A 20,399-nucleotide genomic window follows, 5' to 3' on the forward strand; every position below is an offset into this window, starting at 1 on the left:
CCTGCCAGTTCAAACGCTATCCTTCGACACTGCGTGAATAAAAACCGGGTGAGAGACCGATTCCCACCCCCTAAAAGCGGACATTTGAACTTGGCCAGTAAGCGGACATTTCAAAATGGCTTTGACAAGTATGTACTACGAACTAATACATACGGGTTCATTGTCGGTGTCTAACGGCATACGACGTCTCGTGCGCGTCGCTATGCGCGAAGAAAACATCGTTCCGATAGCCGAATCTAAGAGCCCCTTATCGGCTCGCTTTCGCCGAACTCTCATGACGCGTCATGCTATCGACTGTTTACAGACGATGCGCGAGGCTCCGATGAATGAGAACCATCCGCGCATTAGCGTCGTTTCTTTTGCTAGCAAATCAGCACCACGCAGTTCCCTCCTTTGCAGGGACCGCGAGGCGGCAGCAGCGCGCAAATTTCACGAGCACGTCGATGTTAAGTTCCAGCCGGGCGTGTCCAGACTTTACGGTGCGTTGGGCGTGGCGGCCCAGAGTTGATCGGGGCGTTTTCTCATCCGCTGGGTTCGCGACCGCCACAAGGAGGGTCGCCCTCGCCAAAAGGAGGGGCCCCATCACGGATGGGAAGAGCGCGGGGCGGCATTTGGAGCCGGAAAGACGGCATCACGACATCAGGTCGCCCACCCGTCCCAGCAAAGCCTCAGTTGTCACCGTGAGCGAACCGATCAAACGACATTCAATCGCGTCAGCCCGCGCGAAAAAACACCGGTTTGATGGCCGCGCTCAGGCGGCTCGATCAGGCCCAAGCAGAAGTTCCGATGACACGCCGATCCGACTCATGAAAGAGGAACTCGAATTAATCGAATTCCTATTGGCCAGGGGCCTCGAGTCGATGGGTTACACATTTGTGCAAAAGCCAGTAACAAAATTGTGCAAACAAACGCTCAGCGCTGCGGTGTCTCGGGCGGCGGATCATACACACGACATTATAGTACTAATGTCGTGTGTAGGACGCGTCTATGTAGCATTCCATGCATTTTACGTTGTATTATCAACGCATCAACATTTCTTGGCCGCTTCCACCATGACCCTCGAAGCCGACATCGAAGTCGTCCGTCAAAACGCGTCCGACACGCAGACGCTTTATCGTGAGGTCTGCGCGTTGCTGTTTTTCCGCTACGGCGAAACGCCGACCGCCAATCGGCTGTATCAATTAGTCCGCAAAGGCAGCATGAGCGCGCCGGCCAAGGCGTTGCGCGATTTCTGGACCGACGTGCGCGACAAAACGCGTGTCGACGTCGGCCGTCCGGATTTGCCGCCCGAGGTCGCAGCGGCAGCCGGCGACTTCGCAGCGCAGATGTGGCGTCTGTCCAGCGACGCCGCGAACGCCGCGCTGGACGTGTTCAGGCAGGACGCCGACGCCCAGATCGCCGCGGCGCAAGAACAGGCCGAGCAACGGGACAGGCAGCGTCAGGAAGCCGTCGACCGGGCCGAGCAGTCGGCCAACGACGCCGCGACCCTGCGCGCGCGGCTAGCCGGCCTCGAGGCGCGCATCGTCGAACTGCAGACGGCCAACGACATGCTGACGTCGCAACTGACGGCATCGAAGGAAGAAATCGCGGCAGGCGCCGCCGCGCTCGCCGATGCCCGCCGCGATTTCGCCGACGAACTCGCGAAGCTGCGCCGCTCGCACGAGCAGAACGAGCAGCGGCTCGCCGCGGCGGAAAAGCGCGCATTACTCGAAATCGAAGGAGAACGTGCCGCGGCGCAACGTCTGCGCAAGGAGCTTCAGGCGAGTCACGAGCGGGCGGCGACGCTCGAAGCCGAATCGCGAACCGAGCGCGACGCGCTGCGGGACGAGCTGGCCGCATCGAAGGCGGAACTGGCTGCCTCGGTTGCACGGCACGCGGAGACCCGCGGGCAGCTTGCGGAAAAGGACGCGTTGCTGGCCGAACGCGTGGCTGCGGCCGACCTGTTGCGCCAGCGTATCGACACGCTGTCGCGGCAGATCGAGACGGCGCGAACAGAAAAAACGTCCGCGCGCCCTGCCCGCCGCGCCCGCGAAAAATCGCCCGCGCAAGGCCGCGCAGTGGCGGGTTTCTCAGGCGGACCGTTCGTCAAACGCTCGGCCAGCGCTAAATCACACGAGTCGTAACAACGCGCAAAAGCGGCACAAGCGGCTACCTTGAATTCGACAAAACCGGTTATTCCACGAAGCCAGTCGACCGTTTAACCTGAGCTCACGTTAAACCCACCGCAAGGACGGCCCTCATGAAAATCTTGCACGTCGACGCCAGCGCGAAGCGCGAGCGATCCAATTCCCGCGCGCTCGCCCGCTATTTTCTCGAGCGTCTGCGCGAAGAGCGCGTCAAGTTCGACGTCGACTATCTGGACGTGACAGTCGACACACCACCGCACGTCTCCGAAGCGTTCGCGATCGCCACCTACACCGCCGCGCAAGAGCGCACGCCGGCGATGAAAGCGACGCTGGCGTCATCGGATGCGCTGTGCGCACGCCTGCTCGCCGCCGACGCGCTGGTGTTCGCCATGCCGATGTACAACTGGTCGATGCCCTCGGCGTTCAAGGCGTTCATCGACAGCGTCACGCGGACCGGCGTGACCTACCTGCACGCGGAAGACGGCCGCATCGTCGGTCAGCTTGGCCGGCACAAGGCATTGTTCATCACGAGCCGCGGCGCGGATCTGCGCGCGGGCTCGCCGTATGAATCGATGGATGCGCTGACGCCGGCGCTGAAGGCGGCATTCGGTTTTCTTGGCGTCGCCGCGCCGACTTTCGTCGATGCGCAGCCGCTGCAGTTCGCCAATCCCGAGGCGCGGGCCGTGGCGCTCGAACGTGCGCGTGGAGAATTGGCCGCGGTTGCGGCGCAGTGGGCGCAAGGCGAACGGGTGGCAAACCAGCAAGCCGAGGCGTTGTGCCAGGCCGACGTGGAGTGAAGCTATGAACACGATCCGCACTCTATTCGCGTCTGCGCTGCTGGCCGGCGTGGCGATCACGGGCGCATGGCAGTCCGCCTATGCCGCCGAGACCGCCCGGGCGAGCGCAGCCCCTCACGAAACCATCGCCCCCGCCTTCGCCGTCCCGATCGCGAACGTGCCGGGCAAGACGATGACCGCGCTCGTCGTCGACTATGCGCCGGGCGGCAAGTCGGCGCCGCATCGGCATGGCCAGGCGTTCGTGGTGGGCTATGTGCTGTCGGGCGCGATCCGCAGCCGCGTCGATAGCGGCGGGGAGCGCGTCTACCATGCGGGCGAATCGTGGACCGAGAAGCCCGGCGCGCATCACATGGTCAGCGAGAACGCGAGCACGACCGAGCCGGCAAAACTGCTCGCGATTTTCGTCGCGGATACGAACGACCAACACCTGGTGACGTTCGATAAAAAGTGATCGTCATCGTGCGGCGGCCCTCGCCGCCCGCGCGCATCGATGCAGGTGCAACGATGCGCGCGCAACGCCGCATCAGAAGCGCGGATGACACTCGAAGCTGACCGACGACGCGTGCTCGGTCATCGCCCTGACGCCGCTGACCGTCTCCCTGTTCACACTGCTTTGCATGCCGCGACGATCGCAGTAGTCGCGCGCCTCGTTCATCGCGAGTTCGTGCGCGCGCGCCCAGGCCATGCGCCCGCCGGTCGCGCTAGCGGCGACCGTATAGCTGCCGGGCTTGCCGCTCGCGACCACATCCGTGCTGGACGCGCAGCCGACGAGACTCGCGCACGCGAGCGCCACTGCGACCGCTGCGCTCACACGCGTGAGCAGCGGCGCCCTCTTCCTTTCTGCGCTCGCCACTCGCGCGGCGCACTCGGCTTCGCATACCCGCACCGTTGCGCACGCTCCGGCAAGACTGTCCGAACCCTGATTCGACATCGTGGATCACCTGCATTTTTAACTGATTAGTCAGGCAGTAATTATCCGGAATCGTTCGCGCAAGATCAGCCGATACAACCGAAAACACTGTTGCGCGGCTCTTAACAATGGTCACGAGCACGATGCCGCGACGAAGTCCGCAATGAGCGGACCATGTGGTTCACGAAAGAGCTTCCAGAATCCCTTTGGAGCGTTTAGTCTGTAGCGATGCCTGTTCGACAGACAGGCATATCGAACCGCGGACGGACCCCCACCACATAGCGGCATACACCGGTCGCCGAACCGGAGGAGACACATATGGATCTCGAGGCACGTACCCTTCATCGCGTCACGATGCGGCTCATCCCGTTTCTGATGCTCTGCTACTTCATCGCTTATCTGGATCGCGTCAACGTCGGCTTCGCGGCGTTGCAGATGAACAAGGCGCTCGATCTTTCCGCGAGCGCGTTCGGCTTCGGCGCGGGCGTGTTCTTTCTCGCGTACTTCTTTTTCGAAGTGCCGTCGAACCTGCTGCTCGAACGATTCGGCGCACGCCGCTGGATCGCGCGGATCATGTTCTCGTGGGGCATCCTCGCGGGCGCGATGGCCTTCATCCCGGACATCGCGCGCTTCACCGGGCTCTCGCCCGCGCACGTGTTTTACGGCCTGCGCATCATGCTCGGCATCGCCGAGGCCGGTTTTTTCCCGGGCATCATTTTTCTGCTGACCTTGTGGTTTCCGGCCGCGTATCGCGGGCGCGTGGTCGGCTATTTCATGGCGGCGATTCCGCTGTCGACGGTGATCGGCGGCCCGATCTCCGGCGCACTGCTGTCGCTCGACGGCATCGGTGGACTCGGCGGCTGGCAGTGGCTGTATCTGATTGAGGCGGCGCCCGCGGTATTGCTGTCGGTCGCGGTACTGCTCTATCTGACGGACAAGCCCGCCGATGCCACCTGGCTCAGCACCGAGGAGCGCGAATGGCTGATCGCGCGCCAGAAGCAGGAGCGTGAGCATCGCGAGGCGGTGCGCCACTTCAGCGTGAAGGAGGCGCTGATAAATCCGCGCGTGCTCGCCATCGCGCTGATCTATTTCGGCGCGAACGCGACCAACTACGGCCTGAGCTTCTTCCTGCCGCAGATCGTGAAGGCGTTCGGTCTGACCAATCTGCAGACGGGTTTCGTCACGTCGCTGCCGTACGTCGTCGGGCTGATCGGCATGATCGTGTGGGGGCGGCATTCGGATCGACACCTCGAGCGCCGCTGGCACGTCGCGATCGCGCTGTTCATTGCGGCGGGCGGCATCGCGGTCGCGGCCGGGCTCGACAATCCGGTCTTGAAGATGGTTGCGCTATCGATTGCCGGCTTCGGCATCTTCGGTTGCCTGCCGGTGATCTGGACCTTGCCGGCCGCGTTCCTGTCGGGCGCGGCGGCCGCGGGCGGCATCGCCGCGATCAATTCGCTCGGCAATCTGGCGGGTTTTTTCGGCCCGTTCGCGATGGGCTGGATCAAGGACAGCACCGGCGGCTTCGGCGCGGGGCTGCTATGCCTCTCGGGCGCGGGGCTGATCGGGATGGCGGCAGTGTTGCTGCTGCATCACGACACGTCGCTCGAGACGGTGCATGGGAATCCGCATGCGCGGCCGTCGGGTGAAACGGGCGTCGCGAGGTCCTAGCCTTCTGCCTCACCCAGTTCGATACGCACCCGGGCAGCGCGCCCGGGTCGGATTCAGTTCACCGCGCTGCCGTTGTTCGACCCTGCGCCGCCCTGAGCGCCCGCATCGGGCGGCACGACGTCGTCTGGCGTCGGGGTCGGCGCGAGCGCGGCCGCACCACCGCCACGGGTTTCACCGTCGACGGTATTGCCGGGCGGCGTCGTGGGAGCCCCTTCCGGCCCCGACCCAGGCGCCGGCAGCAACGGCGGCAATTCGCGCACTTCGCCCGGCACCGCGGACGCACCCGCTGCCTCTGACCCCGCCGGGGAGGCCACGGCAGACGCCGGCGGCTGCACCGGCGCCACCGGCGCACGCCGCGCCGGAGCACGCGCCACGACCGGTTTGTCCGGCTGCGTCGGCGTGCGCGTGAACAGGTTCTCGATCCAGTTGCGCAAGCGTTCGGCGCGCTCGGCCAACCAGCCGGGCTGCTGCGCGGTATCGAACTTCATGTGGCTGTCGACGAGCCGCGAGCGCTGCGCGCGCTGGAAGAAATCGCCTACGATCGGCAGCGCGCTATGCGCGCCCTGCCCCCAGTAGTCACTGCGCAACGTCACGCGGCTGTCGTTGAAGCCGACCCACGCCCCCGCCACCAGTTGCGGCTGCATCAGGATGAACCAGCCATCCGCGTTGCCCTGGGTCGTGCCGGTCTTGCCCGCCACGTCGCCGCGCACGCCAAAGCGCGTGCGGATGCTCGCGCCGGTGCCGCGGCTGACCACGTCGCGCATCACGTCGACGAGCGTGCGCGCTGCGTCGGCGGGCAACTCGCGCTTCGGTGTGGCCGGGCTGAATTCGGCCAGCAGGTTGCCGTTGCGGTCCTCGATGCGCGTGACCATCAGCGGCTCGACGTAGCCGCCGAGGTTCGCGATCGTGCCATACGCCGACACCATTTCCTTCAGCGTGACCGGGCTCGTGCCGAGCGCGAGCGACGGCACCGGGTCGAGCTGGCTGTCGCGTACGCCCATCGCGCGCGCGAGTTTCGCGACCCGGTTCGGACCGACCGACTCCATCACCTGTGCGGTGATGCGGTTGCGCGAATACGCGAGCGCATCGCGCAGGCTGATCATGCGGCCGCTCGGCTCGTCCTCGTCGTTCGGCTTCCAGAGTTCGCCGCCGGCGAGTTCGATCTGGACCGGATTGTCGGGCAGTTTGTCGTCGGGCTTCGCGCCGGCCTCGAAGGCCGCCGCGTACACGAACGGCTTGAACGTCGAGCCCGGCTGACGGCGCGCCTGCTGCACGTGATCGAACGGATCGACGCCAAAGTCGCGGCTGCCGACCCACGCCTTGATCTCGCCGGTACGCGGGTCCATCGCGAGGAAGTCGGCCTGCACGCGCGTCTTCGTGTCGCACACGCTTTGCACGAGCTTGCGATCGGCGAACAGCTGTTTGAGCGCGTCGTCGTCGGACAGGCCCGTGTCTTTGGCCGCGCGGAAGTCGGGCGTTTCGCGCAGGAACGTGCGCAGCAGGTCCTTGTCCGCCGAGCAGCCCGCGCGCGTGCCCCACGCCGAGTTCGCGATGTTCTGCAACTGGTTGCCGTGCAGCGTGACCGCCTGGGTCGCCATCGTCTGGAGGCGCGAGTCGATCGTCGTGCGCACGACGAGTCCATCAGAATAGATGTTGTAGTCGTTGCGATCGGCCCACGCGACCAGCCATTTGCGCAGTTGCTGCGTGAAATGCGGCGCGGGTCCGGGCGGCTCGATCTGGCGCTCGAAGTCCAGACGCAGCGGCTTGCGGGCGAGCCCGTCGTACTGCGCGGGCGTCAGCTTGCCGTACTTGACCAGTTGCGCGAGCACCGTATTGCGCCGCTGCAACGCGCGCTCGGGGTTCAGCACCGGGTTGTAGTACGCGTTGCCCTTCAGCATGCCGGTCAGCGTCGCCGCTTCGAGCACGTTCAGCTCCGACGCGGACTTGTCGAAATAGGTACGCGCGGCCATTTCGATGCCGTACGCGTTGTACAGGAACGGTACCGTGTTCAGGTAGGTTTCGAGGATCTCGTCCTTCGTGTAGAACGCCTCGATCTTCAGCGCGGTGATCGCTTCCTTCAGCTTGCGCGTCAGCGTCGGCGCGCGGCCGATTTCATCCGGATACAGATTGCGCGCGAGCTGCTGGGTAATTGTCGAGCCACCCTGACGGTCGCCGGAAAACGTGTGCAGCGCGGCCGAAGCGGTGCGGCGCCAGTCCAGCCCGAAATGCTGATAGAAGCGGTGATCCTCGGTCGCGATCAGCGCGTTGACGACGTTCGGCGAGATGTCCTTCAGCTTGACCCACTCGCGGTTCGACGGTTTGAACTCGGCGAGCAGCTTGCCGTCCGCCGACAGGATCTGCGCGGGCTGCTCGATCTTCGCCTTGCGGATGTCGCCGATGCTCGGCGTGAACGGAATCAGCAGCAGCACGTACAGCACGAACAGCACCGGCAGCGCGGCGAGCCCCCATGCGAACGTGCGGCGGGTCGGGTGGCGCAGATGCCACGCGGCCTTCGCGAACAGCGGGTTCGCGAGGGTCAGCCCTTTGTCGAGGGCCGCCAGAAAGGAGGAAAAGAGGCGCTTCACGTACTGTCGTCGGCTGGGAAAGGCGCAATCGTACCAAGATGTGGGGGGTGCGCCGATTTTTGCTCCCTTCGCGGGATGGCGTGCGGCCTCGGCGGGGCCACTATAATGTCGCCAATTCCGACAAGAGGTGCTTCATGATCATCAAACCGCGTGTGCGTGGCTTCATCTGTGTATCGACCCATCCGACCGGCTGCGAAGCCAACGTCAAGGAACAGATCGAGTATGTGAAGGCACGCGGCCCCATCGCCAACGGCCCGAAGAAGGTGCTCGTGATCGGCGCGTCGACCGGCTACGGCCTCGCCGCGCGCATCAGCGCCGCGTTCGGCTCGGGCGCGTCGACCCTCGGCGTGTTCTTCGAGCGCGCGGGCAGCGAAACCAAGGCGGGCACGGCCGGCTGGTACAACACCGCGGCGTTCGAGAAGTTCGCCACCGCCGAAGGCCTGTACGCGACCAGCATCAACGGCGACGCGTTCTCCGACGAAGTGAAGGCGCGCACCATCGAAGTGATCAAACGCGATCTCGGCCAGGTCGATCTGGTCGTCTACAGCCTCGCGGCGCCGAAGCGCCAGCACCCGAAAACGGGCGAAGTGTTCAGCTCGGTGCTAAAGCCGATCGGCAAGGCAGTCAATCTGCGCGGCATCGATACCGACAAGGAAGTGATCAAGGAAACCGTGCTCGAACCGGCGACGCCGGAAGAAATCGCGCACACGGTCGCGGTGATGGGCGGCGAGGACTGGCAGATGTGGATGGACGCGCTGGGCGAAGCCGGTGTGCTCGCCGACGGCGCGAAGACCACCGCATTCACCTACCTCGGCGAGAAGATCACGCACGACATCTACTGGAACGGCTCGATCGGCGCGGCCAAGAAGGATCTCGACCAGAAGGTGCTCGGCATCCGCGCAAAGCTCGCGGCCAAAGGCGGCGATGCGCGTGTCGCGGTGCTGAAGGCGGTCGTCACGCAGGCAAGCTCGGCGATTCCGATGATGCCGCTGTATCTGTCGCTGCTCTTCAAGGTGATGAAGGAAAAAGGCACGCACGAAGGCTGCATCGAACAGGTGTACGGCCTGTACAAGGACAGTCTCTATGGCAGCCAGCCGCATCTGGACGACGAGGGCCGTCTGCGCGCCGACTACAAGGAACTCGATCCGCAGGTGCAAGGCCGCGTGCAGGAGCTTTGGAACCAGGTGACCAACGACAACATCTACGAACTCACTGACTTCGCCGGCTACAAGACCGATTTCCTGCGTCTGTTCGGCTTTGAAATGAAGGGCGTCGACTACGAGGCGGACGTCAATCCGGACGTGCAGATTCCGAATCTCGTGCAGGTTTGATTCCCCGAGGGGCGGGCCCGCATCGCGAGTTCGCCCCTGCTGTTGCCCCCGCTCGACTGCCTCCCCTTACTCCCTCCCCTCACCCCTTCCGCACACACGTCAGCACGGATACGCGCCCTGCAATGAGCGCAGAATCGCGAGCCCGATCGGAAAATCGTCGGAAATGCCCGGGTGGTTCGCGAAGAACGCATCGAGCAGCGGATAAACCGTCTGGTTGCCGATCGCGAGCGTTTCTGGCGGACAGAACAGCTGCCGCTGTTTGCGCGAGACCAGATCGCCGTTCGCCCAGCCGAACGCGTTGATCGTGCCGGTGATGTACGCCGCATAGATCGAGTTGTTGTCGGCGTGCGCCCATTTCTTGTATTGCGCGGCAGTCATCTCGGCGCTCGCGTTCAGAGTGAAGCACGCCGTCAGCACAGCCAGCGCGAATTTTGTTACCCGCATCGTTGGACCTTCAATGTCGCTAAATGGGCGCCATTGTAGGCGACGCGGGCTGCACGCGCAGCAGCCGTCAGGTGCTTCAATTCGAAAGCAATGCGTAAGCATTGAGGGTGGGATCTGCCAGCATCCGCGGGTCTGCCGACGCTCGCACGAATCGATGATTACGGCGTGCCGTTACGGCAATAGCTGCGATACCCGTCGCGCTCGGCGAGGCGCGCCATATAAGCGGCTACCGCCGGCAAATCGTCGTGCTGCTGCGGCGTTTCGAGCCAGCGGTTCGCGGACAGCGCGATCGGAATATCGGCGAGCGAGAACGCGTCGCCCGCGATATAAGCGCCGGTGCGCGCGAGTTGCTGCTCGACGATCGCCATATGCCTGGACCAGTTCGCGCACGACGCGGCGATCTGCCGCGGGTCCTGATGCTCGGGCGAGTGCCGCACGAGTGCGAGAAACGCGTAACTCCACGAGCGGTTCAATTCGCTCGCCTGCCAGTCGATCCATTGATCGCAGCGCGCGCGCTCGACCGGATCGGCCGGATACAGCGCGTCACCGCGATATCGGTTCGCGAGGTAACGGATGATCGAGTTCGACTCCCACAGCACGAAGTCGCCGTCGCGAATCACGGGAACCATCGCATTCGGATTCAGCGCGCGGAATTCGGCGACATCGGTCGAGCGAAAGCCCGAGCCCCAGTCTTCCTGTTCGAACGCGAGCCCCAGTTCCGCGCAGGTCCACAGCACCTTGCGCACGTTGATAGAGGTGGTCTTGCCGAGTATCTGCAGCATCAGTTGTTGTATCTCGCGTCGGTAGAACGGTTGAGGGAATCAAACTCAGCAGCCAGTGAGTTTGCCTTGCGCGCGGCGCGGCGTCATCCGCTTTTCAGCGTCGCCTGTTCGCGGATCATGTCGTACAGCGCCTGTGCGGCCGGCGACAACTGCGCGGTCTTGCGCGCGACCAGCACCAGCGTGCGCGACACGGTCGGCTGCGTGAGCTCGACCGTTCGCACGCTCGGATACGCGCCCTTCTGCAGCGCGAGCGCGGGCACCACGGCCGCGCCGACACGCTGCGCGACGAGCCCGACCGCGGTCGAACTGCGCTGCACTTCGTAGAACGACCGCAGCGCGAGCTCGCTCGATGCCAACGCGACGTCGAGCAGCGCTCGGTTGCCGCTGACCTCGCCGGCGAAAATCAGCGGGAACGCCTGCAACTGCCGCCACGCGATGCGCCGCCGCTTCGCGAGCGGATGGTCTTCGTGGCAGATCAGCACATAGCGGTCTTCGGTGAGCGGCACGGTAGCGAGATCCGGATGATGCTCGCGCGCGATATTGATGCCGAACTCGACCTCCCTGCGCAACACTGCCTCTTCCACCGCCGACGACGCGTGATCGAGAATCTTGATGCGATTGTGCGGATAGCGCGCCGAATACGCCTGCAGGATGCGCGGCAGATATTGCACGCCGACGGTCGGCACACACGCGATCGACACGTCGCCGCGTCGCGCGATCCCCGTTTCGCGGATTTCGACGAGCGCGTCGGCCAGCTCGCCGAGCAGCCGGCGCGCCTGCGGCAGAAAATTGCGGCCGATTTCGGTGAGCGCCATCGAACGCGTGGTGCGCTCGATCAGCGTCACGCCGAGATAGGTTTCGAGCTTGCGCAGCCGCTGCGTGATCGCGGTTTGCGTCACGTGCAGCGAATCCGCCGCGCTCTGGAAGCTGCCGCGATCGGCAATCGCGACGAATGCCTGTACGCCGAGCGTGTCGATTTTCATTAGAAAAATGAAGTAATGGGAATCATAAATTCATTTTACTCGGGGCTGATCGCGGCCGAGAATGGCCGCAACGAACCCCACGAAGGAGCCAAAGATGACCGGCAAAACGACCAACGAGCACAGCGATTGGCACGCGAAGCAGTACACGCTGTTCGAGAACGAGCGCACGCGGCCGGTGCGCGATCTGCTCGCGGCGGTGCCGTTGGAAGGTGCGCGGCTCGCGGTCGATATCGGCTGCGGCCCGGGCAACTCGACCGAGATGCTGGCCGAGCGGGTGCCGGGCGCGTCGGTCAGCGGCATCGACAGCTCGGCCGACATGATCGCGGCGGCCCGTCGGCGGCTGCCGCAATTGCGCTTCGACATCGGCGACGTGTCGGCGTGGGACGCCCGTGGCCCCTTCGACGTGATCCTCGCGAACGCGGTGCTGCAATGGGTGCCTGACCACGAGCGGCTGTTCCCCGCGCTGGTCGCAAAACTGGCCACGGGCGGCAGCCTCGCCGTGCAGATGCCCGCCAATCTCGACGAACCGGCGCACCGGCTGCTGCGCGAAATCGCCGCCGACGGGCCTTGGGCGCCCAGGCTGATGGGCGTCGAGCGCACCCTGCGCCACGACGCGAACTGGTACTACGCGCTGCTCAAGCCGCTGTGCGCGCGCGTCGACGTGTGGCGCACGGTCTATCACCACCCGCTCGCGGGCGCCGACGCAGTGGTCGAATGGTTCAAGGGCAGCGCGCTGCGGCCGTTTCTCGCCGCGCTCGACGACGCCGAACGCAGCGCGTTTCTTCAACGTTATCGCGACGAAATCGCCAAAGCCTACCCGGCGCTCGCCGATGGCACGGTGCTGCTGCCGTTTCCGCGGCTTTTCATCGTCGCGACGCGCGGCCAACGCTGAGTCCGCGCCCGGAAACCGCGCAAGCCGCTGAGCGCCGCGCGGCGGGGGGGGGGCGGCGAATGCTGCGGGCTCGACCGGGGGTCCCGCGCACGTCGCGGATGCCTCGCCCGAAAGCTCGCCTGTTGCGGTGCCGCACGCTAGGGTTGGTCAGGAATTGCCGCCCGGGAATTCCGCATGCTAATGTGTATAAAAAGCGGAGGACGGCGCCCGCCGGCCTCACCGGGAAGCCATTTACTGCAGCGAGCGTCGCCATGAGTGATGTACGCCAACATCTGAGTCCCCGTGACCGCCTTGAGCTGTTGTGCTGGCTCACATGCGGAAGCCTCGGCGCTTATTATCTGAACGAAGACTGGCCCGACGCGGCGTTTCACGTGCAGTCCGCGCACAAGTGGCTCGACCGCCGCGCGCGCGAAGCCGACTGGCTGTGCATCGCGAAGCTGTCGGCCACCGCGGTCGAAATCGCGCGGCGCCACGCGCGCTTCGTGGATACCGATTGGGCGCGCGACGCGGTCGAGGAAATTCTCGATACCGACGAACTCGATCCGCAAGCCCGGCTCGTCCGGCAGGTGATCGCCGACTGTCAGAGCGCGCTAGCCGACAAGCGGATCGCCGATTAGCCGCGGGCTGGCTTTTCTTCCTTTTTTGCGGTGTTTTGGGGGCCAATTTTTGGCCCCTTTTGCGTTGTTCCGCTCTAGCCCGCACGCTGCGCTGCTTGGAATCGGTAAAAAATGCGTTACGCGCCGTCGCGCGTCATCTTTGTTCGTTCGCGCAAGCGCCGCGACCGCCCCGCCCTTTATTTCTCCACCACCGTCTTCAACTTCAGCAGCGCCTGATCCCACTGCCGCGAAATCTCGTCGAGCGCACGGCGCGCCGCGTCGAGATGCGCGGGCTCGAATGCCCACAGGCGCTCGCGTCCGACCTTCACATCGTGTACGAGCCCCGCGTCGGCCAGCACCTGCAGATGCTGCGTGACCGACTGCCGCGTGATGTCGGTGCCGGCCGTCAGTTGCGCGATCGACATCGCGCTGCCCGCGCACAACGCCGCGACGAGACGCAGGCGCGTCTCGTCACCGAGCGCCGCGAACACCGCCGCCGAATTGCGCAGCGTCGTCGCCTTGAGGCCCGCCTTCGCGGAGCCCGCCTTAACCCGCGCCGACATATCGTTCGATATTGAGCATCTGCTGTCCCCAGCCGCCGTCGTTCAGCCGGAACGCTTCCGCGCGGCGCCCGACCGGCAACTGGTCGAAGCCCGATTCGACGACGCGCAGCAGCGTGCCGGACTCGACTTCGCTCAAATCGAATTCAACGAGCGTGGTCGGCTCCGGCGTGTAGTCGATCGTGATGTCGATCGCGGCCGGATGCCAGCGCCACGACAGATGATGCTCGGGCTCGACACGCTCGACCAGCACGTCCATCACCAGGTGCTCGTAGCCCGGATAGGTGATGTGCCCCTGCGTGGATTGCCCGGCGACGAACTGCTTGCCGGCAAGGTTCACACCGAACCACTTGCCGAACTCCTCGGCGTTGGCCAGCGCGCGCCAGACGCGCGAGCGCGGCGCCTTCAACAGAATCTGCTTTTCGATGCGATCGGTCGATGAATTCATATGCAGCCTCCAGGCTGCATATTAGAAACACCGCCGCCGATATGCAAGCATTCGACTGCGCTTTTTTCAGCGCATGATGCGCGCGGCGCCGGCTCGACCGAGCGCCGCGCTCCGTGCCTCACTCAGTCGCATGCGCATGCATGACGCCGGCCTGCATCGACCACGCCATCCACGGCCGGCGCAGCGCGACGATCGCAAGGAACGCGCACGCCGACAGCGTGCCGAACGTCGCGAAGCCCATCTGATAGCTACCGGTGCTCTCCTTCGCGATGCCCATCACGACCGGCAGATAGAAGCCGCCGATGCCGCCCGCCGCGCCGACGATGCCCGACATCAGGCCAGTGCGGCCGGCCCAGCGATGCGGCACGAGCTGGAACGTCGCGCCATTGCCGAGTCCGAACGCGACGTACATGCACAGCAGCAACGCGATGCCGCCCGCGAACGACGGCATCGCCGTCGCGAACAGGAAGTCACAAATCGCGATGATCGCGAGCAGCACGGTCAGCGCGCGCACGCCCGACACGCGGTCCGCAATCAGACCGCCGAGCGGACGCACCATCGCGCCGGTCGCGGCGAGCAGCGCCATGAACAGACCCGCGTCGATCTTCGACAGTTGATACAGGTTGGTCAGCAGCAGCGACACATACGAGGACATGCCGACGAAACCGCCGAACGTGATGCTATAGACGAGCATGATGACCCACGTATCGCGCTCGGCGAGCACCGAGCGGTAGCGTTGCGGCAGCACCGCGATCGCGAGCAGCGCGCCGACCACCGGCAACAGCAGCACGCCGGTCTTGCCCGCGCCGAACAGCCCCGCTTCGACGAGCAGCACGAGCACGATCAGGCCGGCGAGCGTCGTCGCGAAGCTGCCGAAAGCGCGCAGCACGCTGCCGGTTTTAACGCCTGCGTCGTTGGCCCAGAAGTACAGCGTGATCGCGGCGATCGCGAGCAGCGGCGAGGCGCCGCCCGCGGCGAGCTGCCAACCGTAACGCGTTGCGAGTTGAGGGAACAGGAAGCCGTCGAGCACCGCGCCGATGTTTCCGGCCGCGGCGAGCCCCAATACGAGGCCCTGCACCTTCGGCGGATAGTTGCTGCCGGCCATCGGCAGTGCGACCGCGAAGCTGGCGCCGCCGACGCCGAGGAACACGCCGAGCACCAGCAGCGTTTCATACGACGGCACCGATTGCAGCAACGGCAGCACGATCGTCGGAACCGCCGAGAGCAACACGCCCATCAACGCAATGCGTTTGCCATGCGCGGACTGATACAGATTGCCAAGCGTCACGCGCAGAATCGCCGCGGACAATACCGGCACCGCAACGAGCAGACCCTGTTGCGCGGGCGTCATCGCAATGCTCTTGCTGATGAACGGCGCGAGCGGCCCATACAGCACCCAGACGGTGAAGCCCGTGTCGAAATACAGAAAGCAGGCGACCAGTGCGCGCCAATCGCCACTTCGCAGGGAGTGCATCACGTTTTTCATCAGAGATCCTCGGTAAATAAAATGCCTGGTAGTCCGGTTGATACGTTACTTGTGTTTTGCACCGGCATCTCGCCCGGAGTTTTAACCGGGACTCGGTATGCAAGCGTCATGCCATCATGCTGCGTGTTTTGAGGCCTTTTTTAAGGCCTTTTTCGAAATGCGTCGGTGGCTCAATACACGTCGCGTGCATAGCGTTTTTCGCGCGTCAGACGACTCACGTATTCGAGTGCTTTCTCTTCGCTCATGCCGCCGTGCGTCGTGATGATGTCCTTCAGCGCCGCATCGACATCGCGTGCCATCCGGTTCGCGTCGCCGCATACATAGAAATGCGCACCGTCTTCGAGCCATGCCCACAGTTGCGCACCGTGTTCGCGCATGCGGTCCTGCACATAGATCTTGTCGGCCTGGTCGCGCGAGAACGCGACGTCGAGTCGGGTCAGCAGACCGCTCGCGCGCATCGCTTCGAGCTCGTCGCGATAGTAGAAGTCGGTCGCGGCATGTTGTTCGCCGAAGAACAGCCAGTTGCGCCCGCGCTCGCCACGTGCCTGCCGTTCATGCAGAAAGCCGCGAAACGGTGCGATGCCGGTGCCGGGACCGACCATGATCATCGGCGTGTCCGGGTGATGAGGAGGACGAAAGTGCGCGGACTTTTGCACGAACACGGGGACGTCGGTGTCGCTTGCGCGATCCGCGAGAAAGGTCGACGACACACCCTTGCGGTGCCGCCGCCCGTTGCTGTAACGCACCGCCGAAACCGTCAGATGCACCTCGCCCGGATGCGCCTTCGGGCTCGATGCGATCGAATACAGACGCGGCTGCAGGCGCTTCAGCATGCCGGTGAGTTCGGCGGCCGAGAGGTTCACCGGAAACTCGTGCAATACGTCGGCGAGCTGCTGTCCCCACAGCCATTGCTTCAGATCCGCCTTGCGTTCGGGCGCGAGCAGATCGCCCAGCGCGCCGTTGCGGCTGCGCGCGGCGACGAACGCAAGTGCCTCGGCGCTCGGCCGCGCGATTTCGTAATGTTTGGTGAGCGCATCGGCGAGCCGCATGTCGCCGATACCCGTGACGTGCACCGAGGCCTCCGCGTGCAGACCGCTCAGCGTGATCAGTTCGTCGACGAGTTCGGGGCAGTTGCTCGGCCACACGCCGAGCGCATCGCCCGCTTCGTATTCGAGGGTCGTCTCGCCCGTTTGCAGCGACACGTAGCGCGTATCCTTCACGGCGCCCTGCCGGTTCAGTCGCAAATTGCCGACGATGCGCGACGCGGCTGGCCGCGCCTTGGTCGGTACCGCGCCGACCACCGCGTTGATCATGCCGCCCGGCGGCACCGCGTGCAGTGCGGCATCCGCCTGCTTGATACAGACGATCACGCGTTCGAGCCAGGCATCTGCGCTCGACTGATAGTCGATGTCGCAATCAACGCGCTCGGTGAGACGCAGCGCGCCCTGCGCGGCGAGCCGCTCGTCGAGCCGACGGCCGTGACCGCAAAACTGATCGTAGTTGCGATCGCCGAGCGCGAGCACCGCGAAACGCACGCCATCGAGGCGCGGCGCTGTGGCGGCGTTCAGATGCGTCCAGAAGTCCTGCGCGTTGTCGGGCGCATCGCCGTCGCCGAACGTGCTGGTCATCAGCAACACGTATTGCGCCTTCGCGAGCGCCGCGAACGGATAGTCGGCCATGCACGCAGTGCGGATTTCGAAGCCCGATTCCATCAGACGCGTCGCGTAACGCTCGGTCAGCGATTCGGTGTTACCGGTTTGGGAGGCCCACAACAGCGCGACCTTAGGCCGGGTGCGCACGATCCGCACGCCCGATTCGCGGGCCTCTTCCTGCGCGGCAGGCGGCGGCAATGCGGTGGCTGAAGCCCGGGCCGTCGTCGCGCTGCGGCTATACAGTCCCGCAAGCAGACCATCGACATAGAGCCGCTTCACCGCATCGAACGGTGCGCTGTGCGGCAGCACCGGTACGTTGTCGAGGCCTTGCGCTTCGGACGAACGCAGGCCGCTCACGAAACCCGCCAGATACGCGCGCTCCGGATCGCTGAGCGCGGACATCGATACGGGCTCGGGCGGCAAGTGCAGCAAAGTCGTGAGGGCTTCGATACGAGGCATGGGTTGATCCTTGGCGCTGGGCGCTAAAACCGCCGCGTCGGTGGGGGTAGAGAGCGCGTCGTCGTTGCGTGTGTCCGCGACGCGATCGGCCGTCACCGGACTCAGCGCGACCGCGCAGACTTTCAGTTCGGGCTGCAATGAAACCGGATCGACCGCGTCGTTGGTCACCGCGTTGATGCAAAGCTCGTCGCCGAACACGTCGTTCCAGTGCATCGGCGCGAAGCACTGCCCCGCGCTCACCCGATCGGTGACGACGGCGGGCAGCACTGCGCGGCCGCGCCGTGAACGGATCTCGACCGCGTCTTTCGCGCGAATGCCGAGTTCGGCCGCATCGTGCGGATGAATCTCGACGAAGGGTCCCGGGTTCAGCTTGTTCAGCATCGCGACCTTGCCGGTCTTGGTCATCGTGTGCCATTGATGCTGCACGCGGCCCGTGTTCAACACGATCGGAAACTCGCGATCGGGCAACTCGGCCGCGGGCGCATACGCGCGTGCGAAAAACTTCGCCCTGCCGCTCGCGGTCGGAAAAGCAATGCGCGGGCGGCTGCCATCTTCAGCCTCCCTAAGCGTCTGGCTCACGCCGTCATTCAGATAGCGAAGCGGATTGCGCTCGCACGAATCCGCCGACGGGATCGGCCACTGCAGCGGCGCGTCCTTCAAGCGGCGATGACTCGCGCCGCGCAGGTCGTAGCCGGTTGCCGGGTTCGCCGCGCGCGTGAGTTCGGCGAACACTTCGTCGGCGCTCGCATAGCTGAATGCCTCGGCAAAGCCCATTTCACACGCGATGCGCGCGATGATCTGCCAGTCGGGCAATGCCGCGCCGGGCGGTTCGATGGCCTGCTGCATCAGCGTCAGATTGCGCTCCGAGTTGACCATCACGCCTTCGGCTTCGGCCCACAAAGCGCCTGGCAGCAGCACGTCGGCGTAGCGATTCGTTTCGGTGTCGAGGAACGCGTCCTGCGCGATCACGAGTTCGGCCGCGCGCAAACCGGCGATCGCGGTCTGCCGGTTCGCGACGGTCGCGACCGGATTCGTGCAGATGATCCAGCACGCCTTGATGTCGCCCGCGGCCATGCGCGCGAACAGGTCGATCGTGCCGTTGCCCGCGTCCGCTTTGAGCGTGCCCGGTGCGATGCCCCACAGCGCTTCGATGAACGCGCGATCTTCGGCGACCAGCGCCGAACGCTGACCCGGCAAACCGGGGCCCATGTAGCCCATTTCGCGGCCGCCCATCGCGTTCGGCTGGCCCGTCAGCGAGAACGGGCCACTGCCGCGCCGGCAGATACGGCCCGTCGCCAGATGCAGATTGCACAGCGCATTGGTGTGCCACGTGCCGTGCGTGCTCTGGTTCAGGCCCATCGTCCAGCAGCTCATCCAGTCTTTGGCCGACGCGATCATCTGTGCGGCGCGACGGATGTCGTCGACGGCGAGGCCCGTGATGCGTGCAACGTTCTCCGGCGTGTACCCGGCGAGAAACGCGGGCATCGCGTCCCAGCCCTCGGTGTGCTCGGCGATAAAAGCCGCATCGGTTGCGCCGTTTTCGTGCAGCAGATGCAGCAGACCGTTCAGCAACGCGAGGTCGGTGCCGGGTTTGATCTGCAGGAACAGATCGGCTTTCTCGGCGGTCGTGTTGCGGCGCGGATCGACGACGATCAGCTTCGCGCCCGCCTTCACGCGATCCATCATGCGCAGGAACAGGATCGGATGACAGTCGGCCATATTCGCGCCGCTGACGAAAAACAGATCCGCGTGATCGAAGTCTTCGTACGAGCCGGGCGGCCCGTCCGCGCCGAGCGACAGCTTGTAGCCGCTCGCCGCGCTCGCCATGCACAGGCGCGAATTCGCTTCGATATTGTTCGTGCCGATAAAGCCCTTCGCGAGCTTGTTGACCAGATACTGCGCTTCGAGCGACATCTGCCCCGACACGTAAAACGACACCGCATCGGGACCATGCTCGTCGATCACACGCCGCAGACGCGCCGCGGTGTCGCTCAACGCCTGCGCCATCGGCAGCGGCGCCGGGTCTTCGTCGCGCGCATGACGCACGAACGCGCCTTCGAGGCGCCCCGACTTGCGCAGCGCGACGTGAGCCGACTGCCCTTTGGTGCAGAGCCGGCCAAAGTTGGCCGGATGCTCCTTGTCGCCAGCGATCTTCACGACCTGGCCGTCCTCGACGTGCAGCACCATGCCGCAACCGACGCCGCAATAAGGACACACGCTCTTTACGCTGGTATCAGACATGCGCGAATGATCTGGTTAGAACTCTGAACGATGAAGCGAGGCCGTTACGTCAAACCGCGACCCACACCTGGCCGTTTTCGACGCGCGTGGCAAACGCGCTGACCGAATACGACGGCGTTTCGAGGCATTCGCCGGTGCGCAGATCGAAGTGATGCTTGTAGATCGGCGACGCGACCACGATGCGCTCGCCGAGGCTGCCGACGAGTCCGCGCGACAGCACCGCCGCGTGCGAACCCGGATCGAAGTTTTCGATCGCGTAGACCGTGGGCGCGGCGGGCGACTCCACTTGACCGCCTTCGACGTGAAACACGGCCACCTGCTCGCCGTTGACGAGCGCGCAAACGCCGGTGTTCGGCACGATGTCCTCGAGTGCGCAGATCGCGGTCCACGCGCGGGGCAAGCGTTCGTTCTTCATGACTGGGCTCCTTTAGAGTTA

The 20,399-nt window shown here is 64.8% G+C and carries 17 protein-coding genes; 7 read left to right on the top strand and 10 right to left on the bottom strand.

The genetic code is table 11. The annotated features are described in order from the left end of the window. Positions 1–443: 443 nt before the first annotated feature. The 3 genes from ACLFKU_RS10750 to ACLFKU_RS10760 all read left to right on the top strand — a co-directional run bounded on the left by ACLFKU_RS10750 (position 444) and on the right by ACLFKU_RS10760 (position 3,374). Entirely contained in the window at positions 444–2,123 is a 1,680-nt protein-coding gene (locus ACLFKU_RS10750; protein ID WP_410849083.1) for a DNA-binding protein, read from the top strand. Positions 2,124–2,239: 116 nt separating this feature from the next. Further along, positions 2,240–2,923, top strand: coding sequence for an FMN-dependent NADH-azoreductase (locus ACLFKU_RS10755; RefSeq protein ID WP_410849084.1), 684 nt, complete (start codon positions 2,240–2,242; stop codon positions 2,921–2,923). Between the two features lie 4 nt (positions 2,924–2,927). Next, positions 2,928–3,374: a cupin domain-containing protein gene (locus ACLFKU_RS10760; RefSeq protein WP_410849085.1), complete on the top strand. Its 447-nt coding sequence runs from the start codon at positions 2,928–2,930 to the stop codon at positions 3,372–3,374. 72 nt (positions 3,375–3,446) lie between these two features. On the opposite strand, the gene ACLFKU_RS10765 is transcribed toward ACLFKU_RS10760, so the two are convergent. Further along, the gene (locus ACLFKU_RS10765) at positions 3,447–3,854 is read right to left on the bottom strand and encodes a hypothetical protein (RefSeq protein ID WP_410849086.1); all 408 of its coding nucleotides are present in this window, start codon (positions 3,852–3,854) and stop codon (positions 3,447–3,449) included. A gap of 297 nt (positions 3,855–4,151) precedes the next feature. On the opposite strand from ACLFKU_RS10765, the gene ACLFKU_RS10770 reads away from it, so the two are divergent. Further along, positions 4,152–5,504, top strand: coding sequence for an MFS transporter (locus tag ACLFKU_RS10770; protein WP_410849087.1), 1,353 nt, complete (start codon positions 4,152–4,154; stop codon positions 5,502–5,504). 53 nt (positions 5,505–5,557) lie between these two features. On the opposite strand, the gene ACLFKU_RS10775 is transcribed toward ACLFKU_RS10770, so the two are convergent. Further along, positions 5,558–8,089: a transglycosylase domain-containing protein gene (locus tag ACLFKU_RS10775; protein ID WP_410849088.1), complete on the bottom strand. Its 2,532-nt coding sequence runs from the start codon at positions 8,087–8,089 to the stop codon at positions 5,558–5,560. 134 nt (positions 8,090–8,223) lie between these two features. On the opposite strand from ACLFKU_RS10775, the gene fabV reads away from it, so the two are divergent. Next, the gene (fabV, locus tag ACLFKU_RS10780; protein ID WP_410849089.1) at positions 8,224–9,420 is read left to right on the top strand and encodes an enoyl-ACP reductase FabV; all 1,197 of its coding nucleotides are present in this window, start codon (positions 8,224–8,226) and stop codon (positions 9,418–9,420) included. A gap of 99 nt (positions 9,421–9,519) precedes the next feature. Here fabV and ACLFKU_RS10785 read toward each other — a convergent pair whose 3' ends face one another. The 3 genes from ACLFKU_RS10785 to ACLFKU_RS10795 form a co-directional block, all read right to left on the bottom strand. Next, a complete protein-coding gene (locus ACLFKU_RS10785; RefSeq protein ID WP_368586241.1) occupies positions 9,520–9,864 on the bottom strand; it encodes a hypothetical protein in 345 nt (114 codons plus the stop codon). Between the two features lie 158 nt (positions 9,865–10,022). After that, positions 10,023–10,646, bottom strand: a complete 624-nt coding sequence (locus ACLFKU_RS10790; RefSeq protein ID WP_368586242.1) for a glutathione S-transferase family protein — start codon at positions 10,644–10,646, stop codon at positions 10,023–10,025. Positions 10,647–10,729: 83 nt separating this feature from the next. Continuing rightward, positions 10,730–11,629, bottom strand: a complete 900-nt coding sequence (locus ACLFKU_RS10795; protein ID WP_410849090.1) for a LysR substrate-binding domain-containing protein — start codon at positions 11,627–11,629, stop codon at positions 10,730–10,732. A gap of 94 nt (positions 11,630–11,723) precedes the next feature. On the opposite strand from ACLFKU_RS10795, the gene tam reads away from it, so the two are divergent. Together tam and ACLFKU_RS10805 are read left to right on the top strand one after the other, a co-directional pair. After that, entirely contained in the window at positions 11,724–12,521 is a 798-nt protein-coding gene (gene tam, locus ACLFKU_RS10800; protein ID WP_410849091.1) for a trans-aconitate 2-methyltransferase, read from the top strand. Between the two features lie 251 nt (positions 12,522–12,772). Then, positions 12,773–13,138: a hypothetical protein gene (locus ACLFKU_RS10805; RefSeq protein ID WP_013089482.1), complete on the top strand. Its 366-nt coding sequence runs from the start codon at positions 12,773–12,775 to the stop codon at positions 13,136–13,138. A gap of 176 nt (positions 13,139–13,314) precedes the next feature. Here the strand turns inward: ACLFKU_RS10805 and ACLFKU_RS10810 are convergent, their stop codons facing one another. The 5 genes from ACLFKU_RS10810 to nirD form a co-directional block, all read right to left on the bottom strand. Further along, positions 13,315–13,680 (bottom strand): ArsR/SmtB family transcription factor, encoded by a 366-nt coding sequence (locus ACLFKU_RS10810; protein WP_410849092.1) that lies wholly within the window; start codon positions 13,678–13,680, stop codon positions 13,315–13,317. Beyond that, complete coding sequence (locus ACLFKU_RS10815) at positions 13,664–14,125, bottom strand: SRPBCC family protein (RefSeq protein ID WP_410849093.1); 462 nt, start codon at positions 14,123–14,125, stop codon at positions 13,664–13,666. The genes ACLFKU_RS10810 and ACLFKU_RS10815 overlap by 17 nt, the downstream gene beginning before the upstream one ends. Positions 14,126–14,243: 118 nt before the next feature. Further along, positions 14,244–15,611: an MFS transporter gene (locus ACLFKU_RS10820; protein WP_410849094.1), complete on the bottom strand. Its 1,368-nt coding sequence runs from the start codon at positions 15,609–15,611 to the stop codon at positions 14,244–14,246. 170 nt (positions 15,612–15,781) lie between these two features. Continuing rightward, positions 15,782–19,963 carry a molybdopterin-dependent oxidoreductase gene (locus ACLFKU_RS10825; protein ID WP_410849095.1) on the bottom strand — a complete coding sequence of 1,394 codons (4,182 nt, stop codon included), beginning with the start codon at positions 19,961–19,963 and terminating at the stop codon, positions 15,782–15,784. 49 nt (positions 19,964–20,012) lie between these two features. Further along, the gene (gene nirD / locus ACLFKU_RS10830) at positions 20,013–20,378 is read right to left on the bottom strand and encodes a nitrite reductase small subunit NirD (RefSeq protein WP_410849096.1); all 366 of its coding nucleotides are present in this window, start codon (positions 20,376–20,378) and stop codon (positions 20,013–20,015) included. Positions 20,379–20,399: the final 21 nt, after the last annotated feature.

Origin of the sequence: Paraburkholderia sp. EG304 (assembly GCF_046543485.1) — a bacterium.
In the GTDB taxonomy this organism is placed as follows: domain Bacteria; phylum Pseudomonadota; class Gammaproteobacteria; order Burkholderiales; family Burkholderiaceae; genus Paraburkholderia; species Paraburkholderia youngii.